Origin of the sequence: Peribacillus sp. NPDC097295 (assembly GCF_044761665.1) — a bacterium.
Lineage (GTDB): Bacteria > Bacillota > Bacilli > Bacillales > DSM-1321 > Peribacillus.
This window is the reverse complement of sequence record NZ_JBIWCW010000020.1, coordinates 1-24487: the sequence shown is the minus strand read 5'-3', so window position 1 is coordinate 24487 and position 24487 is coordinate 1. Positions and strand designations below refer to the sequence as shown.

Genomic DNA, 24487 nt, shown 5'->3' with positions numbered 1-24487 from the left:
TCTCTAGGGAAACAATCAAGATTATATTTCCTCTTTTTGATCATTTATACTTTTGATTCCCATTTTTTCAGGCGAAAATCGGGGAAAACCTATCAATATGGCTATGATGCCGCACACTCCAATTAAAACTGGGTAATATGAATAAGTTAGGATACTGATCGGCGAGATATGTGCAACACCTGCTGCTAAAAGCAACTGTGCCCCATATGGCAATAACCCTTGAATACAACAAGCAAAAACATCAAGTAAGCTTGCAGATTTCCGAGGATCGATATCATATTTTTCGGCAATATTTTTTGCGAGTGGACCAGCAATGATGATGGAAATCGTATTATTCGCTGTAGAAAGATTCGTTAAAGCAACCAATCCTGCTATGCTGAACTCTGCACTTTTTTTTGATTTGCTGTTTCTCGTCACAAGATGCAACAGGTAATCAATCCCACCGTTATTTTTGATGACCGAAACCATGCCTGCAATCAGGATGGCTAAGAAGGAGATTTCATACATCCCAGCCATTCCATCGCCGATTTTTTGTATAACTTCCATGATATTATAACTGCCATCCGCCAAACCGATTATTCCAGCAAAGACAATACCCATAGAGAGAACTAGGAACACATTGACTCCTGCCAATGCAGCTACTAGAACACAAAGATAAGGTAGTATCTTTATCCAACTATATGTTTCTTCGGAAATAGTCGCTTGTTTACCCATTGTCATAATCCCAAGGATGATACACGTAATTAGTGCAGCAGGTAGAACAATGAAAAAGTTCACTTTAAATTTATCTTTCATTTTCGTACCCTGCGTACGGACGGCTGCTATTGTCGTATCTGAAATGAAAGATAGATTATCACCGAACATTGAACCACCAATGACAGCAGCCATCGAAAGGGCAATCGATATATCCGTTTGTCCACTAATTCCTACTCCTATTGGTGCTAAAGCTACAATGGTACCCATACTTGTCCCCATGGATAAAGAGATGAAGCAAGCAATAATGAATATGCCCACCATTAGCAGATTTTGAGGAACAACCGAAAGAGCTAGATTCACCGTAGACTCTACAGCTCCCATCCCATTGGCCACTTCCGAAAAAGCACCCGCCAAAAGGAATATAACAACCATTAACATGATATTTGAATCCCCAGCGCCTTTACAAAAAATTTCTACCTTGTGATTGAACGTTTCTTTCCGATTCATTGCCAGTGCCGTAGCTGAGGCAAATGCAATGGCTACAATCACTGGAAAAGTGTAAAAATCTTTTGTAATAACACCCGAACCTATAAATAAAATCAAAAAAACTATAAATGGCGCTAAAGCCCATGGATTCCCTTTGTTGTCTAAACTCATGAAGTACACCTCTTTAATTTTTTTACTATTGAAAAGTTTTTATCAGTAATCTCTAAACGTACCTGCGTCCCCTTTTCTTTATTATAGGCTTGATGATGAACAAGTAACTATTTTAAAAACTTCGGATTCATATCCAAGAAAAGCAAAAGACCTCTTTTGTTATATTACAAGAAGAGGTCTTTTAATCTATAAACACTCTTCTTATCTTTCAGGTCAATGCCTGCTGGATTTGGCACAGCACTCTAGTTAAGTCTGTTGCCGAGACATCTTCGGGCCAGTCCCTCAGTCTCTCTTGATAAGAAGTAAGAAATATTCATTTTTTCAAAGCAAGTATAAGAGTACAGCATTTTTGGAGTTTTCGCAAGGTAAAGGATTAAAGAAATTTACGAAATTTAAATGTACCTTCTCCCGTAGATTGGTCATAATTGCTATGTAATCGAGTCATTCAGAATTCCAAGTTTAATCAATTGATTGACTGATTTTCCGATATAATACTCTTTTGAAATCCCGATTATTCTCTCAATTGCTGGATTCGTGTAAATAGTCACTCCATCCGAATCGGTGATATAAATTTCATCATAAAAATTTCAATGATGGCATCTATTGCACGCTTCATTTTTTCAATTTCACCAAAGTCGTCCATCGCATCTTGCAGATAAGAGGTTTGACAACCAACATGAATACGTTCGCCATTTTCCATTTTCATTACCACAATCAATACATATCGACTTTCACTAAGGTGTGCTGTTACCATTTCTTTAATATCAGTTCCATTAACATTGTTGATATCTTTTCTACGTGGATAAATGGTCTGATTGTGCCTTTATCTGCTCCGCCCTTGTGAAGTTCCCCGTGTATTCGCCCATTCTTCCTTCAAAAGTTCCGTTTGAAATTGTTTGCTTCTTCGCAAGATAACGAACGCCTAGTATTTATCCTCCTTAATCTGTTCGGTCCTTCCTCATCTTCTCGAGTAGACAAGTACTATGACCTCTGCTGACTTCTGATAATTCAGCTGACCATCGCTGGACAGGTTGTCAAGTTGGGCGGTCATCAGATTTCTCCCGGGTAAGAATGCAATCTTTCTCTTCATCTATTTGCTTCATTTACTTTGTACCACCTTAGGCAGTATGGACTTTGTTTTGTTGTGCAAACTCATCCAATGATACCTAGCCTTATATGAAGTTCGTGTTCCTCAGACCGGAGGTTTGCCGCTTGCTTCCTTCAGTTTCCGCGTCACCGTGTACACCCTTGCATTAAGCTAACCATTACTACTGCCTTCAATGGTTCGGGACTCACACCCTATAGATTGCACTCCTGCCAGTAGCACTAAGAAAAGGGATGCTGACTGTTTTCAGCATCCCTTTCTGTAAGTGGATTTACGAATCTTTAACAGATTCATTTTCTAGTGAAATCTTCCACAATTCTTTTGCTTTTCCGCTTTCCGTTTCATCAAATATAAACGATCCATTCGTATAACGATCATGATTTTTCAATGTTGCAGCATGAACGGTTTCAATTTTCCCCTTTTCAGAAAGAATGAACAAACTATCGGTTTTATTGATCGTATCAAAACCTATGACACGATGCGGATTTGATTTGAGTTCCCTTAATACTACAACTCCACGTTTTGCCCGGCTTGTTTTTTCGAACTCCGTCAATTTCATTTTCTTAATGGCTCCACGCTGAGTGACTATAAAAATGGATTCCTTACTATCCTTGGCTAATACCTTACCGCCTATGACAAAGTCATCTTCTTTTAAATTGATTCCCTTCACACCTGCGGCACGGATGCCAACAATACTCACTTCTTCTTCATCAAACCATAAACCGTAGCCATTATGGGTTACTAAGAACAGGTCGGCCCTCCCATCAGTGTGGTGGACATCCACCAATTCATCGTCACCTTTTAAATTAATGCCTACCAGAGTTTTCGAATGACGCTGTGCTTTATAGCAAGAGAGTTCAGTCTTTTTCACCATACCGTTTTTCGTTATGAACACTAAAAACTCGGGCTGATTGAAATCTTTGATTGGAATGGTTTTAATTATTTGCTCATCCCTATCTATTGGGATGATATTCGCAATATGTTGACCGGTTTCTTTCCAACGAATATCCGGAAGCTGATGGACTGGACAATATAGGAAATTGCCCTTGGAAGTAAATAACAGTAGCACATCTGTCGTATTCATTTCCAACTTCTGTAGCATGCGATCTGAATCTTTCATGCCAAAATCAAGCCCTCCGGAAGCGGTATATGAACGAATCGATGTACGCTTGACATAACCTTCTTTCGTTACAGTGACCATCACGTCCTCACTCGCTATCAAGACTTCAAGATTGATTTTAATTTCTTCAATCTCATTCTCAATTTTTGAACGTCGGCCGTCATCAAACCCTTTTTTAATAAATCGTAATTCCTTTTTAATTACTTGCAATAGAACCTTTTCGCTACCTAGTATTTTAGTCAATTCCTCAATCTTACTATTTAACTCTGCTGCTTCAGCTTTAAGAGCTGTAATATCCGTGTTTGTCAAACGGTAGAGCTGCAAAGAAACGATTGCTTCAGCCTGAGCTTCAGTAAACCCAAACTTAGAAATTAGATTATCTTTAGCATCTCTTTTGTCTTTAGAAGCCCGGATAACAGCGATGACCTCATCTAAGATGGACAAGGCCTTTATTAAGCCGTCTACTATATGAGCCCTATCATGCGCTTTTTGAAGTTCATAACGGGAACGGTTTATTATGACTTCTTTACGATGGTCAATATAAGCATCAAGCATTTTAGGCAGGCTCATCAATGTCGGCCGCTTTTTATAAATCGCAACCATATTAAAATTATAAGACACTTGAAGATCAGAATTTTTATATAAATAATGCAAGACGCCATTGGCATCTGCTTCTTTTTTCAATTCAATAACGATACGAAGTCCTGTACGGTCGGTTTCATCACGAACCTCCGCAATTCCTTCAATTTTACGATCAAGGCGGAACTCATCTATTTTCTTTACAAGATTCGCCTTATTGACTTCATAAGGGATTTCCGTGACGACAATTTGTTGCTTCCCACCACGAATCGTCTCCACTTCAGCCAACCCTCGTACGATGATTTTACCTTTGCCTGTTTCATAGGCTTTACGAATGCCTTCGATTCCTTGAATGATACCCCCTGTTGGGAAATCGGGACCTTTAATAACTGTCATTAATTCCGCGACTGTCGCTTTAGGATTATCAATCCTCATAATGGCAGCATCAATGACCTCACCTAGTTGATGAGGAGGAATTTCCGTTGCATAACCTGCAGATATACCTGTCGACCCATTTACGAGCAAGTTAGGAAACATTGCCGGTAATACGATTGGTTCTTCAGATGTATCGTCAAAATTCGAGACAAAATCTACAGTCCGCTTATCTATATCCCGGAGCATCTCGGAGGCAATCGCCGAAAGTCTTGCTTCCGTATAACGCATTGCAGCCGGTGGATCGCCATCGATACTACCGTTGTTTCCATGCATCTGGACCATGACCTTCCGTAGCTTCCAGTCCTGGCTCATCCGGACCATTGCCTCATAAACTGAGGAATCGCCATGGGGGTGATAGTTACCAATAACATTTCCAACTGTTTTGGCTGATTTCCTAAATCCTTTTTCTTGGGTATTTCCTTCTACATGCATCGCATATAAAATCCTGCGTTGAACCGGTTTCAGTCCATCTCTTGCATCTGGTAGTGCGCGGTCCTGGATTATATACTTACTATAACGCCCGAAGCGGTCTCCAATAACCTCTTCTAGCGGCAAATCACGAAATGTCTCTTCAAATACCATCGTTATTGACCTCCTCTTCAATCGACATATTTTCATTATCTAAAATATTCGATTCCTCTTCGAGACCAAAAGCGACATTAGCTTCAATCCATTTACGCCGTGGCTCCACTTTATCACCCATTAACGTTGTCACACGTCTTTCAGCTCTGGCACCATCATCGATTTTAACGCGAATCAATGTCCTTGTTTCCGGGTTCATGGTCGTATCCCATAACTGATCAGCATTCATCTCACCTAAGCCCTTATAGCGCTGGATCATATAGCCTCTGCCTATTTTATCGATTGCACCCTGTAGTTCGTCATCACTCCAGGCATACTCTATAACTTCTTTCTTCCCCGTTCCTTTACTAACTTTATATAAAGGTGGTAAGGCGATAAATACCTTTCCAGCCTCTATTAATGGCTTCATATAGCGGTAGAAGAATGTTAGCAGTAAAACTTGGATATGGGCACCATCCGTATCGGCATCAGTCATGATAATGACTTTATCATAATTGGTATCCGGCGTATTAAATTCCGCTCCGACCCCTGCACCAATGGCGTGAATAATCGTATTTATTTCTTCATTTTTGAAAATATCGGCAAGTTTAGCTTTTTCAGTATTGATGACTTTACCCCTCAGTGGCAACACCGCTTGAAAACGGCGATCTCGACCTTGTTTCGCCGATCCTCCTGCAGAGTCCCCTTCTACAAGGTATAACTCATTCCTCTCAGGGTTTTTGGATTGAGCTGGCGTCAATTTACCAGAAAGATTGCCATCTGATTTTTTTCGTTTTTTTCCGCTCCTCGCATCTTCTCGTGCTTTACGTGCCGCTTCGCGTGCCTGGAAAGCTTTAATCGATTTTTTCACCAAGAGTGTAGTCGTCGTCGGGTCTTCTTCAAAAAAGTAGGCTAAATGCTCTGAAACGATGGAATCGACAGCAGACCGGGCCTCACTTGTACCAAGCTTGCTTTTAGTCTGTCCTTCAAATTGCAGGAGCTCTTCAGGAATGCGGACGGAAATAATCGAAGATAGTCCTTCTCTTATATCTGACCCTTCGAGATTCTTATCTTTTTCCTTTAACAGGCCCATCTTTCTAGCGTAATCATTAAATGAACGCGTCATGGCCGTCTTAGCACCTATTTCGTGGGTACCGCCATCTTTTGTCCGAACATTATTGACAAAACTAAGGATATTTTCTGAGTATCCATCATTAAATTGGAAAGCCAGGTCGACCTCTATCCCATTCTGTTCTCCCTCTAAACTGACAACATTATGGAGCGTTTCTTTTTCCTCATTTAAATATTCCACAAATGCTTCTATTCCCGTTTCATAATGGAAAATTTCTTGCTCATTTTTCCGTTCGTCTATCAATTCTATTTTCATGCCCTTTAAAAGAAAAGCTGATTCACGAAGTCTTTCACAGAGGGTATCATAATTAAAAGTGGTAACCGAAAATATTTTCGGATCCGGCTTGAAATGAATTCTCGTTCCGGATTGATTGGTCTTGCCAATCTTCTCTAAAGTGGTTTCAGGCTTACCTCCGTTGAAAAAACGTTGTTCATAGATGAAACCTTCCCGTTTAATGGTGACAACGAGCCATTCCGATAAGGCATTTACTACGGATGCACCAACTCCATGCAGTCCTCCGCTCGTTTTATACCCACCTTGTCCGAATTTACCGCCGGCGTGAAGAATCGTTAAAATGACTTCGGGAGTCGGTTTGCCCATTTTATGCATACCTGTAGGCATCCCACGACCTTTGTCCGTTACACTTACACTATTATCTTTATGTATTTTCACACATATGTGGTCTCCATAACCAGCCAAAGCCTCATCTACGGAGTTGTCTACAATCTCGTACACTAAATGATGAAGTCCACGTGAATCCGTACTGCCGATATACATACCGGGACGTTTTCTGACCGCTTCGAGTCCTTCCAGTACCTGAATTGCATCATCATTGTACTCGATTGTTTTTACTTTCTTTGCCACAGAAATTCCCCTTTCCTTACTAAACACAATTTCCGGGCCAAATCATACTGCAATGAAATGACTCTTTACCTTAAATCAAATAATATATTGTTCGATACCTTTGCATAAAGTATAAAGGTTTCGAACCGAAAGAACAAGTGTTCTATTTTTTCGTCCCTTTATTAAACGTTAACACCTTTTATCGGAATTGGTCATGTTCGTTTTATTGTAAAACCATCTTATCTTCCGTTCTAATTGTAGCCGTATTTTTTCATTTGGCAAATAGCGTTTTACTATTTCTCTTAAATTTTATATGTACATTGGTTTATATGCTATCTTTTATTTTGAAATCAAGCTATGTATAATCATGAAAACTGAATTTCCCAACACGTAAAAAAAGAGCGGAAAATCCGCTCTTCACATTTACTTTGTAAGAGCGTGTTCTACTTTTATGCAACGATTCATGATAACAGTATAACCTTTTTCTTTTAGAAAATTATATGCTTCTACGTTTTCTACCCCAAGTTGTGCCCAAAAAATATCCGCATCAATTTCTGCAAAATCCTTGGCGATCTCGGGAAGGAATTCAGACCGGCGGAAAACATTGACGATATCGACATGTCCATCAATATCTTTTAGAGAAGCAACTGCCTTAACCCCTAGAACTTCGGTTACGGCTGGATTGACCGGAATGATGTCATACCCATTATCCTGCATAGCTTTTGTAACCATATAAGAAGTACGGTCAGGATTATTTGATAGGCCTACAACAGCAATCCGTTTTGCTTTTTTCAACATATGACCCATTTCTTCTCTACTTGGATTTTCAATCATTTTTATCCGTCCCCTTTATAATAAAAAGTAATAGTAATGAATAGTTATGTCTTATTAAGAATATTTTACAAAGAAAAGCTGTTTAATACCATTATTAAGAAAACCCATTATACAAAAATTCGCCCACTTCGAACAGGTAGATTTTACCTTATTTACTTCGAACAATATATCATATCCAAAATAGGCGCCCACTGCTTTAGATATATTTACGAAAAATCCCTGTTCTAAACCTTTCAATCCACAAAAAAAGGGTTTACTAACCAAATTCACTTTTTATGTTCTTTTTTTAGAGGATTTTTTTAGACAGCCATGCCATTTTATCATGAAAATGTTACAATAAGATAAACTTATCAGGTATTTAAGGCTGTTTTAGCACTTCTTTCGCTGTCAGTCTGTTAATGCACGATGATTTTGAATATTCTTCTTAAAGAAAGGGTTATAGAATGCTAACATTCATCATTATTCTGTCTGCCTACTTAATCGGCTCGATACCATCGGGTTTAATAATCGGAAAGACCTTTTACAAAATCGACATTCGGGAGCATGGCAGTAAAAATTTAGGGGGGACCAATACCTTCAGGACGCTTGGTGTCAAGGCTGGACTGACCGTAACGATCATGGATATACTTAAAGGGACTTTAGCTACACTCCTCCCATTCTTCCTAGGTTTGGAAATGCCTGAATTACTAGCTGGAATTTTTGCAGTAATCGGTCATATGTTCCCCATCTTTGCGAATTTCCGGGGTGGAAAAGCAGTTGCAACATCAGCTGGTGTCATACTTGCCTATGAGCCTTTATTTTTCCTTTTTGCCGTTATCATATTTTTTATATCCTTATATATCACCAAATATGTATCACTATCATCAATGATTGCTGGTCTCCTAGCACTTATATACAGCTTAGTTTTTCATTTCGGCGACTGGCCTCTCATCATCGTGATCAGTATATTGACCGTATTCATTTTTTACCGTCATAGAGCCAATATTAAACGAATTATCGATAAGACAGAACCTAAGGTGAAATGGCTATAAAATGGGCTGGAAGATAAAAAAGCCCTTTAGTAGGGCTTTTTTATCTCTCATTTAATTCATGGGTGCCGGATTAAGCGGGTTTATATAGTTTGATAAGCATTACATCTGGAACTGGATAAATTGTGACAGAGAATACACTAATATAATAGAAGACTAGGAGAAGTGCCATGAAGCCTTTACAAATTTCATCAGAAACCGCTTTAAAATTATCCAAGACACTCAACATACCTTTAGAACAGATTATGCATATGCCTACTCCCATTTTGTTAAAAAAGCTTGCTGAGGCCGAAGAAAAAGAAAACACAAAATAGCTGCAGAGAATCTGCAGCTATTTATATATATATTTATACCAGTGATGCTTCTTTAAAAAAATTAAAGTTCAGTTAGTATGTAGTAAGGTCGACTTATCGGTCAAATGTTTTTTTTCGACTGAAAGAAGTCGTTCGTTTTCATAGGTCAAAGCAAACTCATAAAAGGAATCCTCAAATAGAACTTCATTTAAATAGTGTTTTATGTTCGACACAGCTTCATCTGTCTCCATAACCCATTCGTATGGCTTCCAGGCAAGCTCCCCTTCATCACAAGCTATAAGTTCTCCTCCAGTATCTTCGGCCCGATAAACGTACATTCCACCCGTTTCATTCCATGTCACGATACCTCGGAAACTCATATCTTTAACATTCAAACCAGTTTCTTCGATAATTTCTCGTGCCATCGAGCCATCAATGGTCTCACCCTCTTCAATTTTCCCACCAACACCATTCCATTTATTCCTGTTTGGGTCGTTTTTACGGTGAAGCATCAGTATTTCGGTCCTGGCTGATCTTACTCTAGTAATGAAACAAATCGTATAAGGTATTTTCATTTCATAATCCTTTCCCCACATATTCGCATCTATTCTCTAATTAACTTATAATGAACTTAATAAGTTGGAGGGAGGAGATTATTTATGGAACTAAAGGTTTCCGACCAGGCTTCCGAGTGGTATATCGATGAGCTCGAATTACCTGAAGGGGCATATCTTCGTTTTTATGCGCGATATGGGGGTACAAGTACCGTCCAAAATGGCTTTTCATTGGGCATTATGCAGGAAGAACCCGAGGCTATTGCAGCTGCGCATACTATAGGTACAATCACATACTATGTAGAAGAAAAGGATGCATGGTATTTTGATGATCATGATTTAGTAATAACCCTCAATGAAAAATCTGGCGAACCGGAATTTCATTATAAAAGAGAGGCTTGACCATGCAGCAGGATTTCCTGCTGCTGTCAGTTTTTTTCTAGATCAATCTTTCGTTAATTCCCTCAGCTTCAAGAATCGCTCTTTGCTTATCCCCTAAAAGATCAAAATGTGAATAACCATCCTTACGGTGATGAATCCATTCTTTTTTCAACCCATATTTCCCGCCCCACTCTGCTAAATGCTCCAAGTCCTTACAGCCCACTTTTGTCACTGTCTTACAACCTGGAAACCGGTCATCGAGCCAATAATGAGTTAAAAAAGCAATTTTCCCCTGATCGATTTGTTGCTTCCACTCCAACACGTCAGCCCGCTTAATTCCAAATGCCATACTATCACCTCGAATTATGTAACCTGTGTCCTACTTTTTATTTTTTTCATAAGCTTCATGCCATGCAGGAAATAACCTTCTGATGGACACTGGTTTAAAGTTTTCCTTTTTCACACACACATGCAATGATTGCCCGGTTGCTGCAACTTGATTATTCCCGTTGATGATTTCATATCCATAAACGACACGAAGCCCATCATATTCTTCAATCCAGGTTTTAATTTTCACCTTTTCACCATAGCGGACAGGTATTTTATAAGATGCCTGAATGTCCATCACCGGCGAAAGAATGTTCTCCGCCTCCATGTCTGCATAACGGAAGCCTAAATCATTGATTAATTTCGTTCTTCCAAGTTCCATCCATACAAAGTAATTAGCATGGTAGACAACGCCCATTTGATCCGTTTCTGCATAACGAACCTCAATTTCATTTTCAGCTATCCACATCTTGTTTCCCCACTTTCTTGTCTATCACAATGCACTTAATCTTATCATAATTTCAGTATACCTTTAAAGAATAGCACCTCACTTCGGTAAGATAAGTTCTTAACCATCTATCCTTCTATAAAAAAAGGTAGAGAAAGAATATACCCCTTCTCCACCTGGAATTCATGATAGGACTTCAGATTAAATTAAATATTCTTACTCACCTTTAGTTTGTATCACTTGGGCATGCTTCCCTGAAGTATCCTGCATTTGCTTTCCATTATTTCCCCCACCTGTTCTCGGTTGTGTACCCAGATGGCTTGGTCTAAAGTGTTTAGAGTCTTTTTTTGGATTACTCATTTTAAATCGCCTCCTACTCTTTAGCATGGTATTAAAACTGAAATTCATGATTTCCAGTTTTTTCGTTTCTAGGAGACCCATTAAAAGTGAAAAGGAGTCAGCAATGAAAAGATTCATACGCTGGCTCTTTTACTTAGAATTCTGATAATTATTCAGCCTTTTGCATATGTTTTTTTTCAAGTCTTTCCTCTAATCTTTCCATAAGCTTAGTATCCAATAACAATTCCTTCTTATTTTCGTTCATCAGTTCTTCAAAAGAACGTTTTCTTCTCTTCACATTCATCACCTACTCAATATATAGTTTATATTCCATCATTTCCAAATTAACGTAAAATTATGACTATACTCTTAAACCTGCTTACAATCTAATTCATTACCCTCATCCATCCCTCTATGCTTTAACCCATTATGCCCTTAAGTAATCTCTTTCCCTTAATTATTTTTATTTTCAGTAAAATTAGGACTTTTTGACAGTATGAAATTTCAGGCAAATGAATTAAAAAAAACGGAATCGTGAAGATTCCGTCATTTCATCGTATTGATACTTTGAACCATATCATTAAGTTGCATAGCTTTAACCACTTTATTACGGATAATGCCGTCACTATCAATGAAATATGTAGTTGGTATGGCCATAACTTTATATAGTTCATTTACCGGTCGTTTTGCGCTCTGACTATCCAATGGAATATCAAATGTTATTCCATTTTCATTTATGAATGCTTGTACGTCATTTTCTGGATCAATGTTCACTGCCAATATCACGACATCTTCACCAGCCTGATTTGAATATTTCTCCATATCCGGCATTTCTTTTTTACAAGGAGGACACCATGTTGCCCAGAAATTCAGCATCACTTTTTTTCCTTTGTAATCAGATAAACTCACCTGTTTCCCTTCCAATGTTTCTAGGGTGAAGTCAGGCGCTTTAGCACCCACTTTCAAACCTCCTATTGAATCCTTATCATCATGTCCTTCAGGCTTATTATCCATTGCTTGAACGATTGCCACCGTAATCAGCGACAGTAAAACGACCGAAGCAATAATTTTCTTCAGCATAGCCCCGTCCCCCTAATCCCATTACAATATTAATATTCTTTCCCATCAAGAGATAGAACATATCCATCTCTGTAAACCCCTTACATCTTATCAATAAAAGTACACCTAGAAAAGTGATAAAACAAATTCTCTTAATAAATACATGTATTTCATAATATTGACACAAAAAAAAGACGACAGACCTGACATGCAGGTTTGTCGTCTTTCAAAGTTAAATTAACCTTTTAGTTTATTACGTAATACCATTTGAAGGATACCACCATGACGGTAGTAGTCGATTTCGATTTCAGAATCGAAACGAACCAATACATCAAATTCTTTTACGTTGCCAGCTTCATCAGTAGCTGTAACAGTTACGATGTCGCGAGGTTTAACTGTTTCGTCGATTTTAACAGCAATCGCTTCTTTACCAGTCAAGCCAAGAGTCTCAGCATTTTCTCCTTCTTTGAATTGAAGAGGAAGAACACCCATCAAAGCAAGGTTAGAACGGTGAATACGCTCGAAGCTTTCTGCAATAACTGTTTTAATGCCTAGAAGGTTCGTACCTTTTGCAGCCCAGTCACGAGAACTTCCCATACCGTAATCTTTACCAGCAATGACTGCAAGACCCGTTCCATCAGCTTTGTATTTCATACAAGCATCATAGATAGCCATTACATCGCCTGTTGGCCAGTAAGTAGTGTAACCACCTTCTGTACCTGGAGCAACTTGGTTACGGATACGGATGTTGGCGAATGTTCCACGCATCATCGCTTCATGGTTACCACGACGAGAACCGTAAGAGTTAAAGTCACGTGGTTTTACACCATTTTCACGTAGGTAGATACCAGCTGGTGTATCTTTACCGATAGCACCTGCAGGAGAAATGTGGTCAGTCGTTACTGAATCGCCGAATTTACCAACTACACGCAATCCTGTAAGCGGGTTAACTGAACCTGGTTCTGGTGATAATCCTTCAAAGAATGGAGGATTTTGAATGTAAGTTGATTTAGAATCGAAAGCATAGATTGCTTCGTTGCTTGTTTCGATTTCATTCCAACGTTTGTTATCATTGAATACAGTTTCGTATTCTTTACGGAACAATTCCGGTGTAACTGTTGCTTTAACAGCAGCGTTAACTTCTTCTTGTGATGGCCAGATATCCGCAAGGTATACATCGTTACCGTCTTTATCTTTACCAAGCGAATCGTTGTTAAGATCGAAGTCCACTGTACCAGCAAGTGCATATGCTACAACCAATGTTGGAGAAGCAAGGTAGTTTGCTTTCACTAATGGGTGAATACGACCTTCAAAGTTACGGTTACCAGAAAGTACAGATGTTACAAGAAGATCTGCTTCAGCAACTGCCGCTTCGATTTCGTCTGCTAATGGACCTGAGTTACCGATACATGTAGTACATCCGTAACCAACGATGTTAAATCCTAATTGATCCAAGTATGGTTGAAGACCAGCATCACGAAGGTAACCAGTAACAACTTTAGAACCTGGTGCTAATGAAGTCTTAACATAATCAGGAACAGTCAAGCCTTTTTCTACTGCCTTTTTAGCAATAAGACCTGCTCCAAGCATTACATATGGGTTAGAAGTATTTGTACAGCTTGTGATTGCAGCAATAGCGATCGCACCTGTTTTCATAGTCGTTTCTTTGCCATCAGCAAATTTGACTGTTACTTCTTTATCCAATTCAGCTTCAGTCATGCCGAAACCTTGGTTACCCATAGGTGCATTGATTGCATCATGGAAAGATTGCTTCATTTGAGAAAGTGGAATCAAATCTTGTGGACGTTTAGGTCCTGAAAGGTTTGGCTCGATTGCTGAAAGGTCGATTTCCACAACATCATTGTATGCTGGGTCTTCGTTTTCAGGAGAATAGAACAATCCATTTTCTTTGCAATATGTTTCAACCACTTTAATTTGTTTTTCATCGCGGCCAGTTAAGCGCATGTAATCGATCGCTTCAGCATCAACCGGGAAGAATCCAACTGTAGCACCGTATTCAGGAGCCATGTTAGCAATTGTTGCACGGTCAGCAAGCGGAAGGTATCCTACTCCTGGGCCGTAGAACTCAACGAATTTACCAACTACGCCATGTGCACGAAGAACTTGAGTCACTTTCAATGCAAGGTCGGTAGCAGTCGTTCCGTTAGGAAGTTGGCCAGTAAGTTTTACTCCCACTACTTTTGGAACTGGGAAGTAAGATGGCTGTCCAAGCATACCTGCTTCAGCTTCGATACCACCAACGCCCCATCCAAGAACACCGATACCATTGATCATTGTTGTATGTGAATCTGTACCGAATACAGAGTCAGGGAATACTTCACAATCTCCGTTTGGAGTTTCAACAGCGTGTACTACGTTCGCAAGGAACTCAAGGTTTACTTGGTGAACGATACCAGTTGCTGGCGGAACAGCACGGTAGTTGTTGAATGATTTTTGTGCCCAGCTTAGGAACTGGTAACGCTCTGCATTACGTTCAAATTCTAGATCCATATTGGCATCAAGAGAATCAGCTGTACCTGCTCTATCAACTTGTACAGAGTGGTCAATTACAAGGTCAACTGGAATTTCCGGGTTGATCTTATCAGGATCTCCACCAAGTGCAGCGAATGCATTACGTAGAGAAGCTAAATCTACAACAACTGGTACACCAGTGAAATCTTGTAGGATAACGCGTGAAGGCTTGAATGGTACATCTATATCTTGTTGCTCGCTTGTTCCCCATTTAGCAAGGTTTGCAACATGTTCTTTTGTAATTACTCTTCCGTCTACTTGGCGAAGTACCGCTTCAAGTAATACTTTAATGGAATATGGAAGGCGTGATACTTTGCCGTCCCCTGCTTTTTCAATAGCGTCTAGGCTGTAGTAGTTGTAGCGTTGTCCTTCAATTTCAAAAGACTTACGCGCTTGATATACGTCGTTCTTCGTCATGAATATTACCCCCTATTAAACTGTCAGAACAATTCTGCACATAAAAGTAAAACCTGGTCATTAAGACCATGTTTACTATGGTTATAAGTGAAAAAGTTAGTTTTGTCGAATTTTTGTCTCTCTTCTCCCACCCTAACTCTTCCTTCTATCTAATAGTAATATAGATATGAGCATAAGTAAATAACAAGAAAGTTATTGTTTTTGATAAGTTTTCCTTATGTAAAATCGATTTATACTATTAGAAGTGCTCATTCCACGCCTACAGTAAGATTCAATCTTATCCATATTTCATAATATCTTACTGATAAATTATTCCAATAAAACATATTTGAAATACATACATAATCATCGTACCTTATGACATTCTATGAATGGAGGTGTCGAAATGGCAAAACAAAAAGCAAATCATGTAATACCAGGAATGAACGCATCAAAGGCACAAGGCAACGGAGCAGGTTACAATGATGAATTGGGTAATGAACCGCCCTTATCAGAGATACAAAGGCAAAATAATAAAAAACGGAAGAAAAATCAATGAAGATGATGTAGACCAAAAAGAAAAAGGCTTTTTGAAGGTATTGATAATTCTTCAAAAAGCCTTTTTTGGTGAAGAGACCTCAACGTCAAGCCCTATCAGATTTAATTATCAGGATCAATAGCTATCTGAATTGACTTCATTCACAATTACTTGAATATCCTGTTCAAATTGCTTTAACTGTTCACGCTGATGCTCAGTTGCGGTGGAAAAAGCAGATTGGATTTGCTGATAAGCTTCATTCACTTCCTGTTTCACATGCTTCAGTTCCATTCCATAATTAGGTGCCGTCTTTTCAATCGCAGAGAAGGCATCATTTACTTGTTTGAAGCTTTGCTGTGCCTCTTGAAAAGACCTGCGCTTGTCTTGTTTATCCTGCATTAAGTTTCAGCTCCTCTAAATGTTTTCAACCATTAGGATGTACGACGGGTTCAAATATATGCTCGTGAATAAATTTACTTGAACTGATTATCTTAACAAATAGGAGGGATGTCATATGAGTAAAAATAATGGAAAAGGCATGCAAGAAAATACACCTCAAGAGAAGAAATCCGGTCAGCCCGAACCGCTTAGTGGATCTCATAAAGTGAAAAACAGACAACACTCTCGACAAAAACATAACAGCAGTCACGATATGTAAATACACCCTTATTCAAAAAACGGTGCAGCTACTAACTGGGCCGCACCGTTTTTTGCACTTAACATTTCAGGTTACTTCACCTTAATTTTATACGCCCCACTCCCATATCGAACCAGAACATAATAATTACCTTTTGGTAAAGAAACCGAAAATGAACTTGTGCTAGGTTTTTTGACATCATAGTCCGTATATATTTTTTTATATTCCTTGCCCTTTGCATTAACAATCGAGATATCTCTTTGCTCTTTTGGTGTATTGTTATAGGTAATTGTCACTTTCCTTTTTTTCTTAACGGAAAATTTCATATAATCGTGATCCGTAAATTTTTGTAAAGCACCGTAATAATTTTTACCTACTTTAATTGAATTAGCAGTTTTTACTATATTGTTACTTTCCCTTTCATAATACTCACTAGCTTTGAAGGTAGCTTTTACCTTGTAAGGCTTTTCTTTATTCCCCGAAATAACAATATAATATGTACCTTTCTTTAAACCGATGTCATTGGTTTCGGTACCATCCTTGTTTTGTGTGTAATAATCATCAAGACGTTTCCCCTTGCTGTCTAGAACTTCAACAAACCAACTCCTACTTTTGTACGTTTTAACTGAAACTTTTAGATTTCCACTTTTCTTAAGTTTGACTTTGAAAGCTTGCTCGTAATTAGTAACAGTCAGCTTTCCCGTATAATATTTGTTAAAACTAATCGTCTTCGCTTTTTTCAAATCGGTTGCGGCTGAAGCTGGTTGTACGATCACAAGCGAAAGTACAAGGACCATTAACACACAAAGTAATCTCTTCGAATATTTCTTCATTGAAACCAACCTCTTTTCTCCTTCTGGAATTTTTTAGATCATATTACCAAAATAAAAATACCCTATTTTACCATTTATTTCACTAGTTATCAGGAACTATTTACGTGTCACTATTTGGCTTTTTAAAGAATACGATATACATTTTGACCCTTTTTTGGATGACACTATTGCACAAGTTTAGTTGGTTTTAAGACAAGTTCAACTAAAAACGCTTTATCAATCAAAAAAAGCGTTCCCCATTTTGCAGGGGAACACTTTTTTTGAATATGAACTATTATACTGTTTGGGCGAGAATTAATTTCTTATATGCCCCTTCATGATGAATCAACTTATCATGTGTTCCTTGTTCGATAATTTGACCATTTTGAACGACGATTATTCGATCAGCATGCTTAATCGTGGCTAACCTATGGGCAATGATAATCGTTGTTCGGTTTACAGAAAGCCGCTCCAGTGCTTCTTGAACAGCCTTTTCGGTCTCTGTATCCAATGCAGAGGTAGCCTCATCGAGTATTAAGATAGGAGGGTTTTTCAGGAAAATCCGGGCAATAGATACTCGTTGCTTTTGCCCACCTGACAGCTTCACTCCACGCTCTCCAATTAATGTATCCAACCCCTCAGGCAAATGCTCAATCACATTTATTAGTTGAGCATCTTCAATTGCCTTGTCCAATTGGCTAGCAGTAGCATTCGTATTACCGTACATAATATTGTCACGGATTGTTCCTTCAAACAAAAATACATCTTGCTGGACAATTCCGATATGTTTTCTTAAAGAACTTAATGTAAAGTCCCGAATATCTATGCCATCGATTTGAATGCTACCTGACTGAATATCATAAAAGCGTGGCAACAAACTGCTTATTGTCGTCTTACCACCACCCGATGGCCCTACCATGGCAATTGTATCCCCAGCAGGCACACTGAAAGTAACATTCTTTAAGATCGTTCTGTTTGAGTCATACCCAAATGTAACATCTTTAAAAGTCACATCGCCTTTTACATCATTGATTGTTACAGCATGATCTCTGTCTTGGATATCGGGAAGCATGTCAACCAATTCGAGATATCTCTTGAATCCCGCATAACCTTTAGGTAATGTTTCAATGATCGCACTAATCTGTTGAATCGGAGCGACGAAAATATTTGATAACATAATGAAGGCAACAAATTCGCCGTATGTCATTTTACCATGTATTACATACCAGGCTCCGCAACCCAATACGGTTAGAGCAACCAATTTCATGAGAAGGAAATTTATCGAAGTACTCCAAGACATGATTTTATAGGCTAATAATTTTGTATGACGGAACTCGGAGTTAGAGCGATTAAATAACTCAATTTCATGGGATTCCTTGGTGAAAGACTGCACAACCCGGATGCCACTTATATTATTTTCGATACGAGCATTATAATTTGCTATATTACCAAACATGGAATGAAAGGCTTTTGTCATCCGACGGCTGAAATATACAGATAGGACGATTAGAAAAGGAACGACAGCAAATACGATAACAGCCAGCTGCCAATTGATCTGGAACATGACGAAGAATGCTCCGAAAATAGTCATGAAGGCAATGAATAAATCTTCGGGCCCATGATGGGCGACTTCTCCAATATCCATCAAATCACTCGTCATCCTAGAAACTAAATGACCTGTTTTATTATTATCAAAGAAAGTGAAAGATTGTTTTTGAAGTTTTGAAAATAAATTTTTCCGAAGATCCGTTTCGATATTAATACCAAGTTTGTGTCCATAATACGTTACGACAAAATGTAACCCGGTACTCAATAAATAGATACCAAGGAGACCCACACAAGAAAGGATGATGATCCTCCAGTTATTGGTCGGTAACAAATCATCTATAACCTGGTTTACGGCCAACGGGAAAATCAATTCCAAAAGGGCGATGAATACGGCACTTGAAAAGTCAATAATAAACAGCCCTTTATAGGGTTTATAATAATTAAAAAAACGCTTGATGACCAAAAACATGTTATCTCCTCATTTATCCCGAATTAAATCATACGTCATGCATAAGGGTTTCCCTGTACGGGGGTCTTTTACAATCTCCGCATCGATATTGAATACTTCTCTTAATATTTCTTTTTTCATGACGTCTTCACTTTTCCCCTCTTTTATGAGGAGACCATCTTTTAAGGCAATCATATTATGGGAGAAGCGGGCTGCATGGTTAAGATCGTGCAGTACCATTATAATCGTCCGATCCTGCTTTTCATTCAAGTCTTTTAACAGCTCGAGCACCTCAAGTTGATGTGCCATATCTAAATAAGTTGTCGGTTCATCCAAAAAGATGATTTCCGTTTCCTGAGCTAGAGCCATCGCAATCCAGACACGTTGCCGCTGTCCACCGGAAAGTGAATCGACAGAGCGAAATTTGAATTCTGCCGTATTCGTGACTTCCAACGCCCAATCTATAATTTCATAATCTCTTAATGATAATTTACCAAACCCTTTTTGGTAGGGAAAACGTCCATAGGAAATGAGTTCATGAACGGTTAACCCCGCAGGCGCGTCTTGAGTTTGAGGAAGAATGGCCATTTTCCTTGCTAATTCTTTAGTATTTTCCTTTGCTATGGACTGACCATCCAGCAATACACTTCCTCTCATATGAGGGATGATTCTAGTGATTGCCTTAAGCAACGTGGATTTCCCACAACCATTAGGTCCAATTATCGTAGTGATTTCGTTGCTTTTGAACTGAAGATTCATATTATCCACGATAATGTGGTCTTGATAACCTACATACAGTTCTTTTGTTAATAAGTGGCCCATCTCATGACCTTCTTTCAGTAGAAATTTCACTCAAACACCAGAAGTAGGAGAAATTATATGATTTCTCAAAAAAATAAAGGCTATCTCCACAAAAGTGATAGCCTTTATTATACTATTTCACTAAACTTTTTAAAACATTATCAATGATTTGCCCGTTAGCGATGGCACCTGTATACAGCCAGCTTTCATTAGGTGAGAATTCATGAACATTCCCAGCCTTGACAGCAGGTACGCTTTTCCATAACTTGTCGCTTAAAGCTTTAGAACCGGTGGAATCATCGCTGTTGACTAAAAATAGATGCTCCGCATCCAACTCCACTAATTTCTCTAAAGAAATTTCACTCCAATTCCCGGTTGCTTTAGCTGAGATTTCTTTTACGACATTTGGCTCTTTTAACCCTAAATCACCGTACATGACAGCGCCACTTGAGAGGTTATCGCTAACAATGAAGAATTTCCCGCCTACTAACCAAACAGCTGCCACAGAAGGGTTACCTACTTTTTCTTCAAGCGTGACTTTAGCTTCTTTTGCTTTTTCATCATAATCTTTCAAAGCTTTTTGAGCCTCTTCTTCTTTACCGAACACTTCTCCGACACGTGTCAATTCATCGCGCCAGTCATTATTGACTTCCTTACCAATTACATATGTAGGAGCAATCTTATTATACTGTTCGTATTTACCACCTTCAACCATGGTAGCTGAATCCATAATGATTAGGTCCGGTTCCATTTTTTGCACGGATTCAAATGGAAGGTCATATGGGATTGTCGGAATGCCCTCTAACTCATTTTGTAGATATCCCTGAACTTCCGCTCCATCACTTACACTCCATTGGGCGACCGGTTTGATGCCTAGGGCAACCAGATTATCTTCAAGATATGTCGCGATGATACGTTTGGGATTAGCAGGAATGACAACTTCATTGCCCATTGCATCCTTCAAGGTTTTTGACTTAGTTTCTTGTTGGGTCTCTTTACTTGATGACTCTTCTGTTTTGCTTGTTGAACCCTCTTCTTTTTGGCCTTCATCGTCACCACAAGCAGCTAAAGAAAAAGCTAATAGCCCGGCTCCTAGTAATTGAATCATTTTTTTCTTACTAACGACATTATACATTTTAATCCCCCTAGAGATATGATAGACTATAATTTGTTTGTTAATATTGACTATAATTGATAATTGTTATCAACTAATTTAAATATAGAAAGGTATTAATGTCAATAATTATTTTTTAGAGAGTAGTTGTTACTATGGAGTCAAAAGCAAAAGAACCTACTGCACCACTTCATACCAATAAAAATCTCTTCGTGAGCATGGTTATATTTATAGTAGGTTTGGTTGGTCTGGTCATTTCCATTATCGTATCCGTCAATTTTGGAGCTGCAGATTTAAACTATCGAGACGTGATTAAAGCCTTATTTGAATTTGACGAGAATAACTCTTCTCATGTCATCATTCGGGAATTAAGATTTCCCCGGGCCATTGCTGCAGTATGTGTCGGAGCTGCCCTAGCCGTTTCCGGGGCCATTATGCAGGGTATGACAAGAAATCCTTTAGCTGATCCTTCCATTATGGGTGTAACAGCGGGTTCTTCCTTTTTAATAGCGGTTGCCCTCGCCTTTTTGCCTGGCATGACCTATATAGGTTTAATGATGTTTTCTTTTGCTGGCGCGGGGTTAGGTGCCGCTATCGTCTTTGGCATTACATCGCTTACTAGAGGTGGAAGTACACCCGTCAAATTGGCGTTGGCCGGTTCGGCTATTGCTTCCCTATTAAGTTCGCTTTCTACGGCGATCGGAATTAAGTTCAATGTCTCAAAAGATATTAGCTATTGGTTTGTAGGGAGCGTCTCTAGCGTTCAGCCACAACATATCTCATTTGCTCTCCCCTTTATTCTAGGAGGGCTTTTGTTGGCCCTACTCCTTTCGCGCTCTATATCTATCCTGAGCTTGGGTGAGGAAGTGGCACGTGGGCTTGGACAAAATATATTCCTCGTAAAGTTCACAGGTATGATCGTGGTGTTATTACTAACTGGGGCAGCAGTTTCTATTGCCGGAATGATTGGTTTCATCGGATTGGTCATCCCCCATATTGTACGGTTTTTAATAGGGAGTGATTACCGATTGATCATTCCCTGCTCAGCCGTATTAGGCGGAACTTTATTAGTAGTTTCAGATATCATAGGACGAACGGTGAACATACCGTTTGAAACACCTGTTGGAGCCATAACCGCTATCATTGGTGTCCCCTTCTTCCTATATTTAGCACGTAAAGAAGGGAGCGGAATGTGATGGGAAAAGAAAGAAATCATTTTAAGTCCTTGTTAATTATAAGCATCCTTTTAACCGTGTTAGTATTTTTCATCAGCATTAATGCCGGCTACATTAAAATCCCACTAGGCGAAGTGATCAAAACGCTATTGGGCAATGGGACCCCTCAAAACGAGTTAACCATCTTTGAATTCCGTTTACCAAGAATTGTAATGGCAATACTTGTTGGGATGGGAATAGCTGTTTCTGGGGCCATTTTACAAGGATTATCTCAAAACCCTTTAGCCGACCCTGGAATCATCGGAATCAATTCTGGAGCTGGCTTTGCGATTGTATTGTATATGTTCTTTTTCCAAGGCACGACTTTCCTAACAGGCTGGGCCTCGATATTCATAATGCCTTTTGCTGCTTTACTCGGTGCATTTCTTGCCGCCTTCTTAATCTATATATTATCTTGGAAAAACGGTAAAGTGACACCTGTTAGATTATTGTTAGTAGGTATTGGAATCAATGCAGCATTCATGGCTGGCTTGGTCATTTTCCAGATGAAAATGGAGCCAAATGATTTCATGAAGACCATAGTCTGGCTGGCTGGAACCATCTGGGGCACAAACTGGAATTTTGTATGGGCGTTATTACCGTGGTTATTCATTCTTATTCCGATAACATTCTATAAATCAAGGAAACTTGATGTAATGGGCTTGGGTGACCAGATTGCGATAGGTGTTGGTCTGCATATTGAAAAAGAACGCAGACTTTTATTGCTCATATCAGTTGCACTAGCAGGTGCGTGCGTATCCGTTGGCGGCGGCATAACATTTTTAGGTCTAATCGCTCCACACATCGCCAGAAAATTAGTTGGACCTAGACATGCAAGGCTATTGCCAATGACTGCAGTCTTAGGCGGTCTTCTTCTTTTATCTGCAGATACAATTGGCAGAGTCATCATGGCACCAATGGAACTACCTGTGGGTATCATCGTATCCATTTTGGGAGCACCTTATTTTATTTATTTACTAGTGAAGAACATGTAATTATCAGGACCTGTACAACATTAAAATAGTAAAAAAGAACTCCTAATTAGCAAGTTCGTCAGGCTGTCGAGGAAGGTCGACAGCCTTTTATTTTCCCTATAATGTTTATCGATCAGAGGCTGTCAGCCAATCATACGATGTCCTCCGTTTACCGGGATAGCCAGTTATGCAATTAGTTCAAGGAATTTAAGGATTGAAACAAAAGGGGGCTATCCGAAAAAGGGTAGTTAAGCCTAACTTGAATAAATAAAGAGAGGCAGAAATGTTGATTTAACAACATTTCTGCCTCTTCAATTTTGTGTTATTTTACTTAAAAAGGACTTACTAGACAGCCCCTCAAAAAATTGACTTTAAAAAGGTCAAAAGTCAAATATTTAATTTCTTCTTTAGTCAATTGAAATCCCCGCGCTTGCAAATCCAGCAACTGTAGAGATAAGAGTATTATTTATAGAGAAAACCATTAATATCTTATCCCCTGCAGCAACAGGTACTGCAACAGCTGACGTACCCGATGCAACTTCACCAATTGAAATGATGGGTCCGAGTGTTGGTGCTAAATCAACAAAAGCTCCTGTTGGAGTAAAGGTAGTACTGGCTGCTGGTGCGGTATATATTTGAGCCCTAATTGTAACTGCTGCACCTAAAGTTACAGTTGCTGTCGCGCTAAAGAATCCTGAGATTGAAGTAATGGTTCCAGCTCTTGGTGCTACAAATGAATAGTTCAAAATTCCACCAGTACCAAGGGTAATCGTGCCTCCACCTACAGTGACCCCTTCAAAAGAGCTTCCGAATCCGATAAGCGCACCAGTATTAGCCAAACCACCTAATACACTAGTAAGTGCAACTGGAGTACCCGAAGCGAATGGAATGATAGCCCCTGAACCTGTGACTCCGGTGGCTCCCGCTGTTCCGGTGGCTCCGGTGGCTCCCGCTGTTCCTGTGGCTCCCGTCGCTCCCGCTGTTCCGGTGGCTCCCGTCGCTCCCGCTGTTCCGGTGGCTCCCGTCGCTCCCGCTGTTCCGGTGGCTCCCGTCGCTCCCGCTGTTCCGGTGGCTCCCGTCGC

Annotated in this window: 26 protein-coding genes and 1 riboswitch; of the genes, 7 read left to right on the top strand and 19 right to left on the bottom strand. The window is 39.4% G+C overall.

What is annotated here, in order from left to right; translation table 11 throughout:
- Positions 1-21: 21 nt before the first annotated feature.
- From ACIQXN_RS19400 to ACIQXN_RS19375, 6 genes are all read right to left on the bottom strand, one after another.
- Complete coding sequence (locus ACIQXN_RS19400) at positions 22-1353, bottom strand: Na+/H+ antiporter NhaC family protein (protein WP_402970496.1); 1332 nt, start codon at positions 1351-1353, stop codon at positions 22-24.
- Between the two features lie 198 nt (positions 1354-1551).
- Positions 1552-1655, bottom strand: a riboswitch (SAM riboswitch).
- A gap of 126 nt (positions 1656-1781) precedes the next feature.
- Positions 1782-1901: a hypothetical protein gene (locus ACIQXN_RS19395; RefSeq protein WP_402970493.1), complete on the bottom strand. Its 120-nt coding sequence runs from the start codon at positions 1899-1901 to the stop codon at positions 1782-1784.
- Complete coding sequence (locus ACIQXN_RS19390; protein WP_402970490.1) at positions 1898-2053, bottom strand: hypothetical protein; 156 nt, start codon at positions 2051-2053, stop codon at positions 1898-1900. Before ACIQXN_RS19390 ends, ACIQXN_RS19395 begins: the two co-directional genes overlap by 4 nt.
- A gap of 676 nt (positions 2054-2729) precedes the next feature.
- On the bottom strand, positions 2730-5174 hold the full coding sequence (parC, locus tag ACIQXN_RS19385) for a DNA topoisomerase IV subunit A (protein ID WP_402970488.1): 2445 nt from the start codon (positions 5172-5174) through the stop codon (positions 2730-2732).
- Positions 5164-7149 (bottom strand): DNA topoisomerase IV subunit B, encoded by a 1986-nt coding sequence (parE, locus tag ACIQXN_RS19380; protein ID WP_402970485.1) that lies wholly within the window; start codon positions 7147-7149, stop codon positions 5164-5166. The genes parC and parE overlap by 11 nt, the downstream gene beginning before the upstream one ends.
- Before the next feature lie 402 nt (positions 7150-7551).
- The gene (locus tag ACIQXN_RS19375; RefSeq protein WP_402970482.1) at positions 7552-7962 is read right to left on the bottom strand and encodes a CoA-binding protein; all 411 of its coding nucleotides are present in this window, start codon (positions 7960-7962) and stop codon (positions 7552-7554) included.
- Positions 7963-8405: 443 nt separating this feature from the next.
- Here ACIQXN_RS19375 and plsY point away from each other — a divergent pair, with 443 nt between their 5' ends.
- Positions 8406-8993 carry a glycerol-3-phosphate 1-O-acyltransferase PlsY gene (gene plsY, locus ACIQXN_RS19370; protein WP_402970480.1) on the top strand — a complete coding sequence of 196 codons (588 nt, stop codon included), beginning with the start codon at positions 8406-8408 and terminating at the stop codon, positions 8991-8993.
- A 167-nt stretch (positions 8994-9160) separates the two neighbouring features.
- Positions 9161-9304 carry a YycC family protein gene (locus ACIQXN_RS19365; RefSeq protein ID WP_402970478.1) on the top strand — a complete coding sequence of 48 codons (144 nt, stop codon included), beginning with the start codon at positions 9161-9163 and terminating at the stop codon, positions 9302-9304.
- Positions 9305-9372: 68 nt separating this feature from the next.
- On the opposite strand, the gene ACIQXN_RS19360 is transcribed toward ACIQXN_RS19365, so the two are convergent.
- Positions 9373-9858 (bottom strand): NUDIX hydrolase, encoded by a 486-nt coding sequence (locus ACIQXN_RS19360; RefSeq protein ID WP_402970475.1) that lies wholly within the window; start codon positions 9856-9858, stop codon positions 9373-9375.
- 84 nt (positions 9859-9942) lie between these two features.
- Between ACIQXN_RS19360 and ACIQXN_RS19355 the strand changes: the two genes are divergently transcribed.
- Positions 9943-10239 carry a HesB/YadR/YfhF family protein gene (locus ACIQXN_RS19355; protein WP_402970473.1) on the top strand — a complete coding sequence of 99 codons (297 nt, stop codon included), beginning with the start codon at positions 9943-9945 and terminating at the stop codon, positions 10237-10239.
- Between the two features lie 37 nt (positions 10240-10276).
- Here the strand turns inward: ACIQXN_RS19355 and ACIQXN_RS19350 are convergent, their stop codons facing one another.
- The 6 genes from ACIQXN_RS19350 to acnA all read right to left on the bottom strand — a co-directional run bounded on the left by ACIQXN_RS19350 (position 10277) and on the right by acnA (position 15340).
- Positions 10277-10567 (bottom strand): hypothetical protein, encoded by a 291-nt coding sequence (locus tag ACIQXN_RS19350; RefSeq protein ID WP_402970470.1) that lies wholly within the window; start codon positions 10565-10567, stop codon positions 10277-10279.
- Between the two features lie 30 nt (positions 10568-10597).
- Positions 10598-11014 carry an acyl-CoA thioesterase gene (locus ACIQXN_RS19345; protein ID WP_402970465.1) on the bottom strand — a complete coding sequence of 139 codons (417 nt, stop codon included), beginning with the start codon at positions 11012-11014 and terminating at the stop codon, positions 10598-10600.
- 195 nt (positions 11015-11209) lie between these two features.
- Positions 11210-11353, bottom strand: coding sequence for an acid-soluble spore protein N (locus tag ACIQXN_RS19340; protein WP_402970462.1), 144 nt, complete (start codon positions 11351-11353; stop codon positions 11210-11212).
- 148 nt (positions 11354-11501) lie between these two features.
- Complete coding sequence (locus ACIQXN_RS19335; protein ID WP_402970458.1) at positions 11502-11636, bottom strand: FbpB family small basic protein; 135 nt, start codon at positions 11634-11636, stop codon at positions 11502-11504.
- Between the two features lie 242 nt (positions 11637-11878).
- Positions 11879-12412 carry a TlpA disulfide reductase family protein gene (locus ACIQXN_RS19330; RefSeq protein ID WP_402970455.1) on the bottom strand — a complete coding sequence of 178 codons (534 nt, stop codon included), beginning with the start codon at positions 12410-12412 and terminating at the stop codon, positions 11879-11881.
- 216 nt (positions 12413-12628) lie between these two features.
- Complete coding sequence (acnA, locus tag ACIQXN_RS19325) at positions 12629-15340, bottom strand: aconitate hydratase AcnA (protein ID WP_402970452.1); 2712 nt, start codon at positions 15338-15340, stop codon at positions 12629-12631.
- Positions 15341-15725: 385 nt separating this feature from the next.
- On the opposite strand from acnA, the gene sspO reads away from it, so the two are divergent.
- Complete coding sequence (gene sspO / locus ACIQXN_RS19320) at positions 15726-15878, top strand: small acid-soluble spore protein O (RefSeq protein ID WP_402970449.1); 153 nt, start codon at positions 15726-15728, stop codon at positions 15876-15878.
- A gap of 114 nt (positions 15879-15992) precedes the next feature.
- Here sspO and ACIQXN_RS19315 read toward each other — a convergent pair whose 3' ends face one another.
- Positions 15993-16256, bottom strand: a complete 264-nt coding sequence (locus tag ACIQXN_RS19315) for a DUF2524 family protein (protein ID WP_402970446.1) — start codon at positions 16254-16256, stop codon at positions 15993-15995.
- 115 nt (positions 16257-16371) lie between these two features.
- Between ACIQXN_RS19315 and ACIQXN_RS19310 the strand changes: the two genes are divergently transcribed.
- The gene (locus ACIQXN_RS19310) at positions 16372-16515 is read left to right on the top strand and encodes a small acid-soluble spore protein P (RefSeq protein ID WP_402970443.1); all 144 of its coding nucleotides are present in this window, start codon (positions 16372-16374) and stop codon (positions 16513-16515) included.
- Between the two features lie 71 nt (positions 16516-16586).
- Here the strand turns inward: ACIQXN_RS19310 and ACIQXN_RS19305 are convergent, their stop codons facing one another.
- The 4 genes from ACIQXN_RS19305 to ACIQXN_RS19290 all read right to left on the bottom strand — a co-directional run bounded on the left by ACIQXN_RS19305 (position 16587) and on the right by ACIQXN_RS19290 (position 21238).
- Positions 16587-17327: a hypothetical protein gene (locus ACIQXN_RS19305; RefSeq protein ID WP_402970441.1), complete on the bottom strand. Its 741-nt coding sequence runs from the start codon at positions 17325-17327 to the stop codon at positions 16587-16589.
- Positions 17328-17601: 274 nt separating this feature from the next.
- Positions 17602-19323: an ABC transporter ATP-binding protein gene (locus tag ACIQXN_RS19300; RefSeq protein ID WP_402970438.1), complete on the bottom strand. Its 1722-nt coding sequence runs from the start codon at positions 19321-19323 to the stop codon at positions 17602-17604.
- A 9-nt stretch (positions 19324-19332) separates the two neighbouring features.
- Entirely contained in the window at positions 19333-20124 is a 792-nt protein-coding gene (locus ACIQXN_RS19295; protein WP_402970435.1) for an ABC transporter ATP-binding protein, read from the bottom strand.
- 112 nt (positions 20125-20236) lie between these two features.
- A complete protein-coding gene (locus ACIQXN_RS19290) occupies positions 20237-21238 on the bottom strand; it encodes an ABC transporter substrate-binding protein (RefSeq protein WP_402970432.1) in 1002 nt (333 codons plus the stop codon).
- A gap of 134 nt (positions 21239-21372) precedes the next feature.
- Here ACIQXN_RS19290 and ACIQXN_RS19285 point away from each other — a divergent pair, with 134 nt between their 5' ends.
- Positions 21373-22413 (top strand): FecCD family ABC transporter permease, encoded by a 1041-nt coding sequence (locus ACIQXN_RS19285; RefSeq protein ID WP_402970429.1) that lies wholly within the window; start codon positions 21373-21375, stop codon positions 22411-22413.
- Complete coding sequence (locus tag ACIQXN_RS19280) at positions 22413-23426, top strand: FecCD family ABC transporter permease (RefSeq protein ID WP_402970427.1); 1014 nt, start codon at positions 22413-22415, stop codon at positions 23424-23426. The genes ACIQXN_RS19285 and ACIQXN_RS19280 overlap by 1 nt, the downstream gene beginning before the upstream one ends.
- A 386-nt stretch (positions 23427-23812) precedes the next feature.
- On the opposite strand, the gene ACIQXN_RS19275 is transcribed toward ACIQXN_RS19280, so the two are convergent.
- A partial coding sequence (locus ACIQXN_RS19275) for an exosporium glycoprotein BclB-related protein (RefSeq protein ID WP_402970423.1) occupies positions 23813-24487 on the bottom strand: 675 nt, incomplete at its 5' end.

Bases quoted from the DNA above. Each gene is read 5' to 3' on its own strand.
- ACIQXN_RS19330 (WP_402970455.1), bottom strand. From the start codon at position 12,412: ATGCTGAAGAAAATTATTGCTTCGGTCGTTTTACTGTCGCTGATTACG.
- ACIQXN_RS19305 (WP_402970441.1), bottom strand. From the start codon at position 17,327: ATGAAGAAATATTCGAAGAGATTACTTTGTGTGTTAATGGTCCTTGTA.
- ACIQXN_RS19350 (WP_402970470.1), bottom strand. From the start codon at position 10,567: ATGGCATTTGGAATTAAGCGGGCTGACGTGTTGGAGTGGAAGCAACAA.
- ACIQXN_RS19280 (WP_402970427.1), top strand. From the start codon at position 22,413: ATGGGAAAAGAAAGAAATCATTTTAAGTCCTTGTTAATTATAAGCATC.
- ACIQXN_RS19335 (WP_402970458.1), bottom strand. From the start codon at position 11,636: ATGAATGTGAAGAGAAGAAAACGTTCTTTTGAAGAACTGATGAACGAA.
- ACIQXN_RS19345 (WP_402970465.1), bottom strand. From the start codon at position 11,014: ATGTGGATAGCTGAAAATGAAATTGAGGTTCGTTATGCAGAAACGGAT.
- ACIQXN_RS19340 (WP_402970462.1), bottom strand. From the start codon at position 11,353: ATGAGTAATCCAAAAAAAGACTCTAAACACTTTAGACCAAGCCATCTG.
- ACIQXN_RS19390 (WP_402970490.1), bottom strand. From the start codon at position 2,053: ATGGAAAATGGCGAACGTATTCATGTTGGTTGTCAAACCTCTTATCTG.
- ACIQXN_RS19365 (WP_402970478.1), top strand. From the start codon at position 9,161: ATGAAGCCTTTACAAATTTCATCAGAAACCGCTTTAAAATTATCCAAG.
- plsY (WP_402970480.1), top strand. From the start codon at position 8,406: ATGCTAACATTCATCATTATTCTGTCTGCCTACTTAATCGGCTCGATA.
- ACIQXN_RS19315 (WP_402970446.1), bottom strand. From the start codon at position 16,256: ATGCAGGATAAACAAGACAAGCGCAGGTCTTTTCAAGAGGCACAGCAA.
- sspO (WP_402970449.1), top strand. From the start codon at position 15,726: ATGGCAAAACAAAAAGCAAATCATGTAATACCAGGAATGAACGCATCA.
- ACIQXN_RS19295 (WP_402970435.1), bottom strand. From the start codon at position 20,124: ATGGGCCACTTATTAACAAAAGAACTGTATGTAGGTTATCAAGACCAC.
- ACIQXN_RS19290 (WP_402970432.1), bottom strand. From the start codon at position 21,238: ATGTATAATGTCGTTAGTAAGAAAAAAATGATTCAATTACTAGGAGCC.
- ACIQXN_RS19360 (WP_402970475.1), bottom strand. From the start codon at position 9,858: ATGAAAATACCTTATACGATTTGTTTCATTACTAGAGTAAGATCAGCC.
- ACIQXN_RS19355 (WP_402970473.1), top strand. From the start codon at position 9,943: ATGGAACTAAAGGTTTCCGACCAGGCTTCCGAGTGGTATATCGATGAG.
- ACIQXN_RS19285 (WP_402970429.1), top strand. From the start codon at position 21,373: ATGGAGTCAAAAGCAAAAGAACCTACTGCACCACTTCATACCAATAAA.
- ACIQXN_RS19310 (WP_402970443.1), top strand. From the start codon at position 16,372: ATGAGTAAAAATAATGGAAAAGGCATGCAAGAAAATACACCTCAAGAG.
- acnA (WP_402970452.1), bottom strand. From the start codon at position 15,340: ATGACGAAGAACGACGTATATCAAGCGCGTAAGTCTTTTGAAATTGAA.
- ACIQXN_RS19300 (WP_402970438.1), bottom strand. From the start codon at position 19,323: ATGTTTTTGGTCATCAAGCGTTTTTTTAATTATTATAAACCCTATAAA.
- ACIQXN_RS19375 (WP_402970482.1), bottom strand. From the start codon at position 7,962: ATGATTGAAAATCCAAGTAGAGAAGAAATGGGTCATATGTTGAAAAAA.
- ACIQXN_RS19400 (WP_402970496.1), bottom strand. From the start codon at position 1,353: ATGAGTTTAGACAACAAAGGGAATCCATGGGCTTTAGCGCCATTTATA.
- parC (WP_402970488.1), bottom strand. From the start codon at position 5,174: ATGGTATTTGAAGAGACATTTCGTGATTTGCCGCTAGAAGAGGTTATT.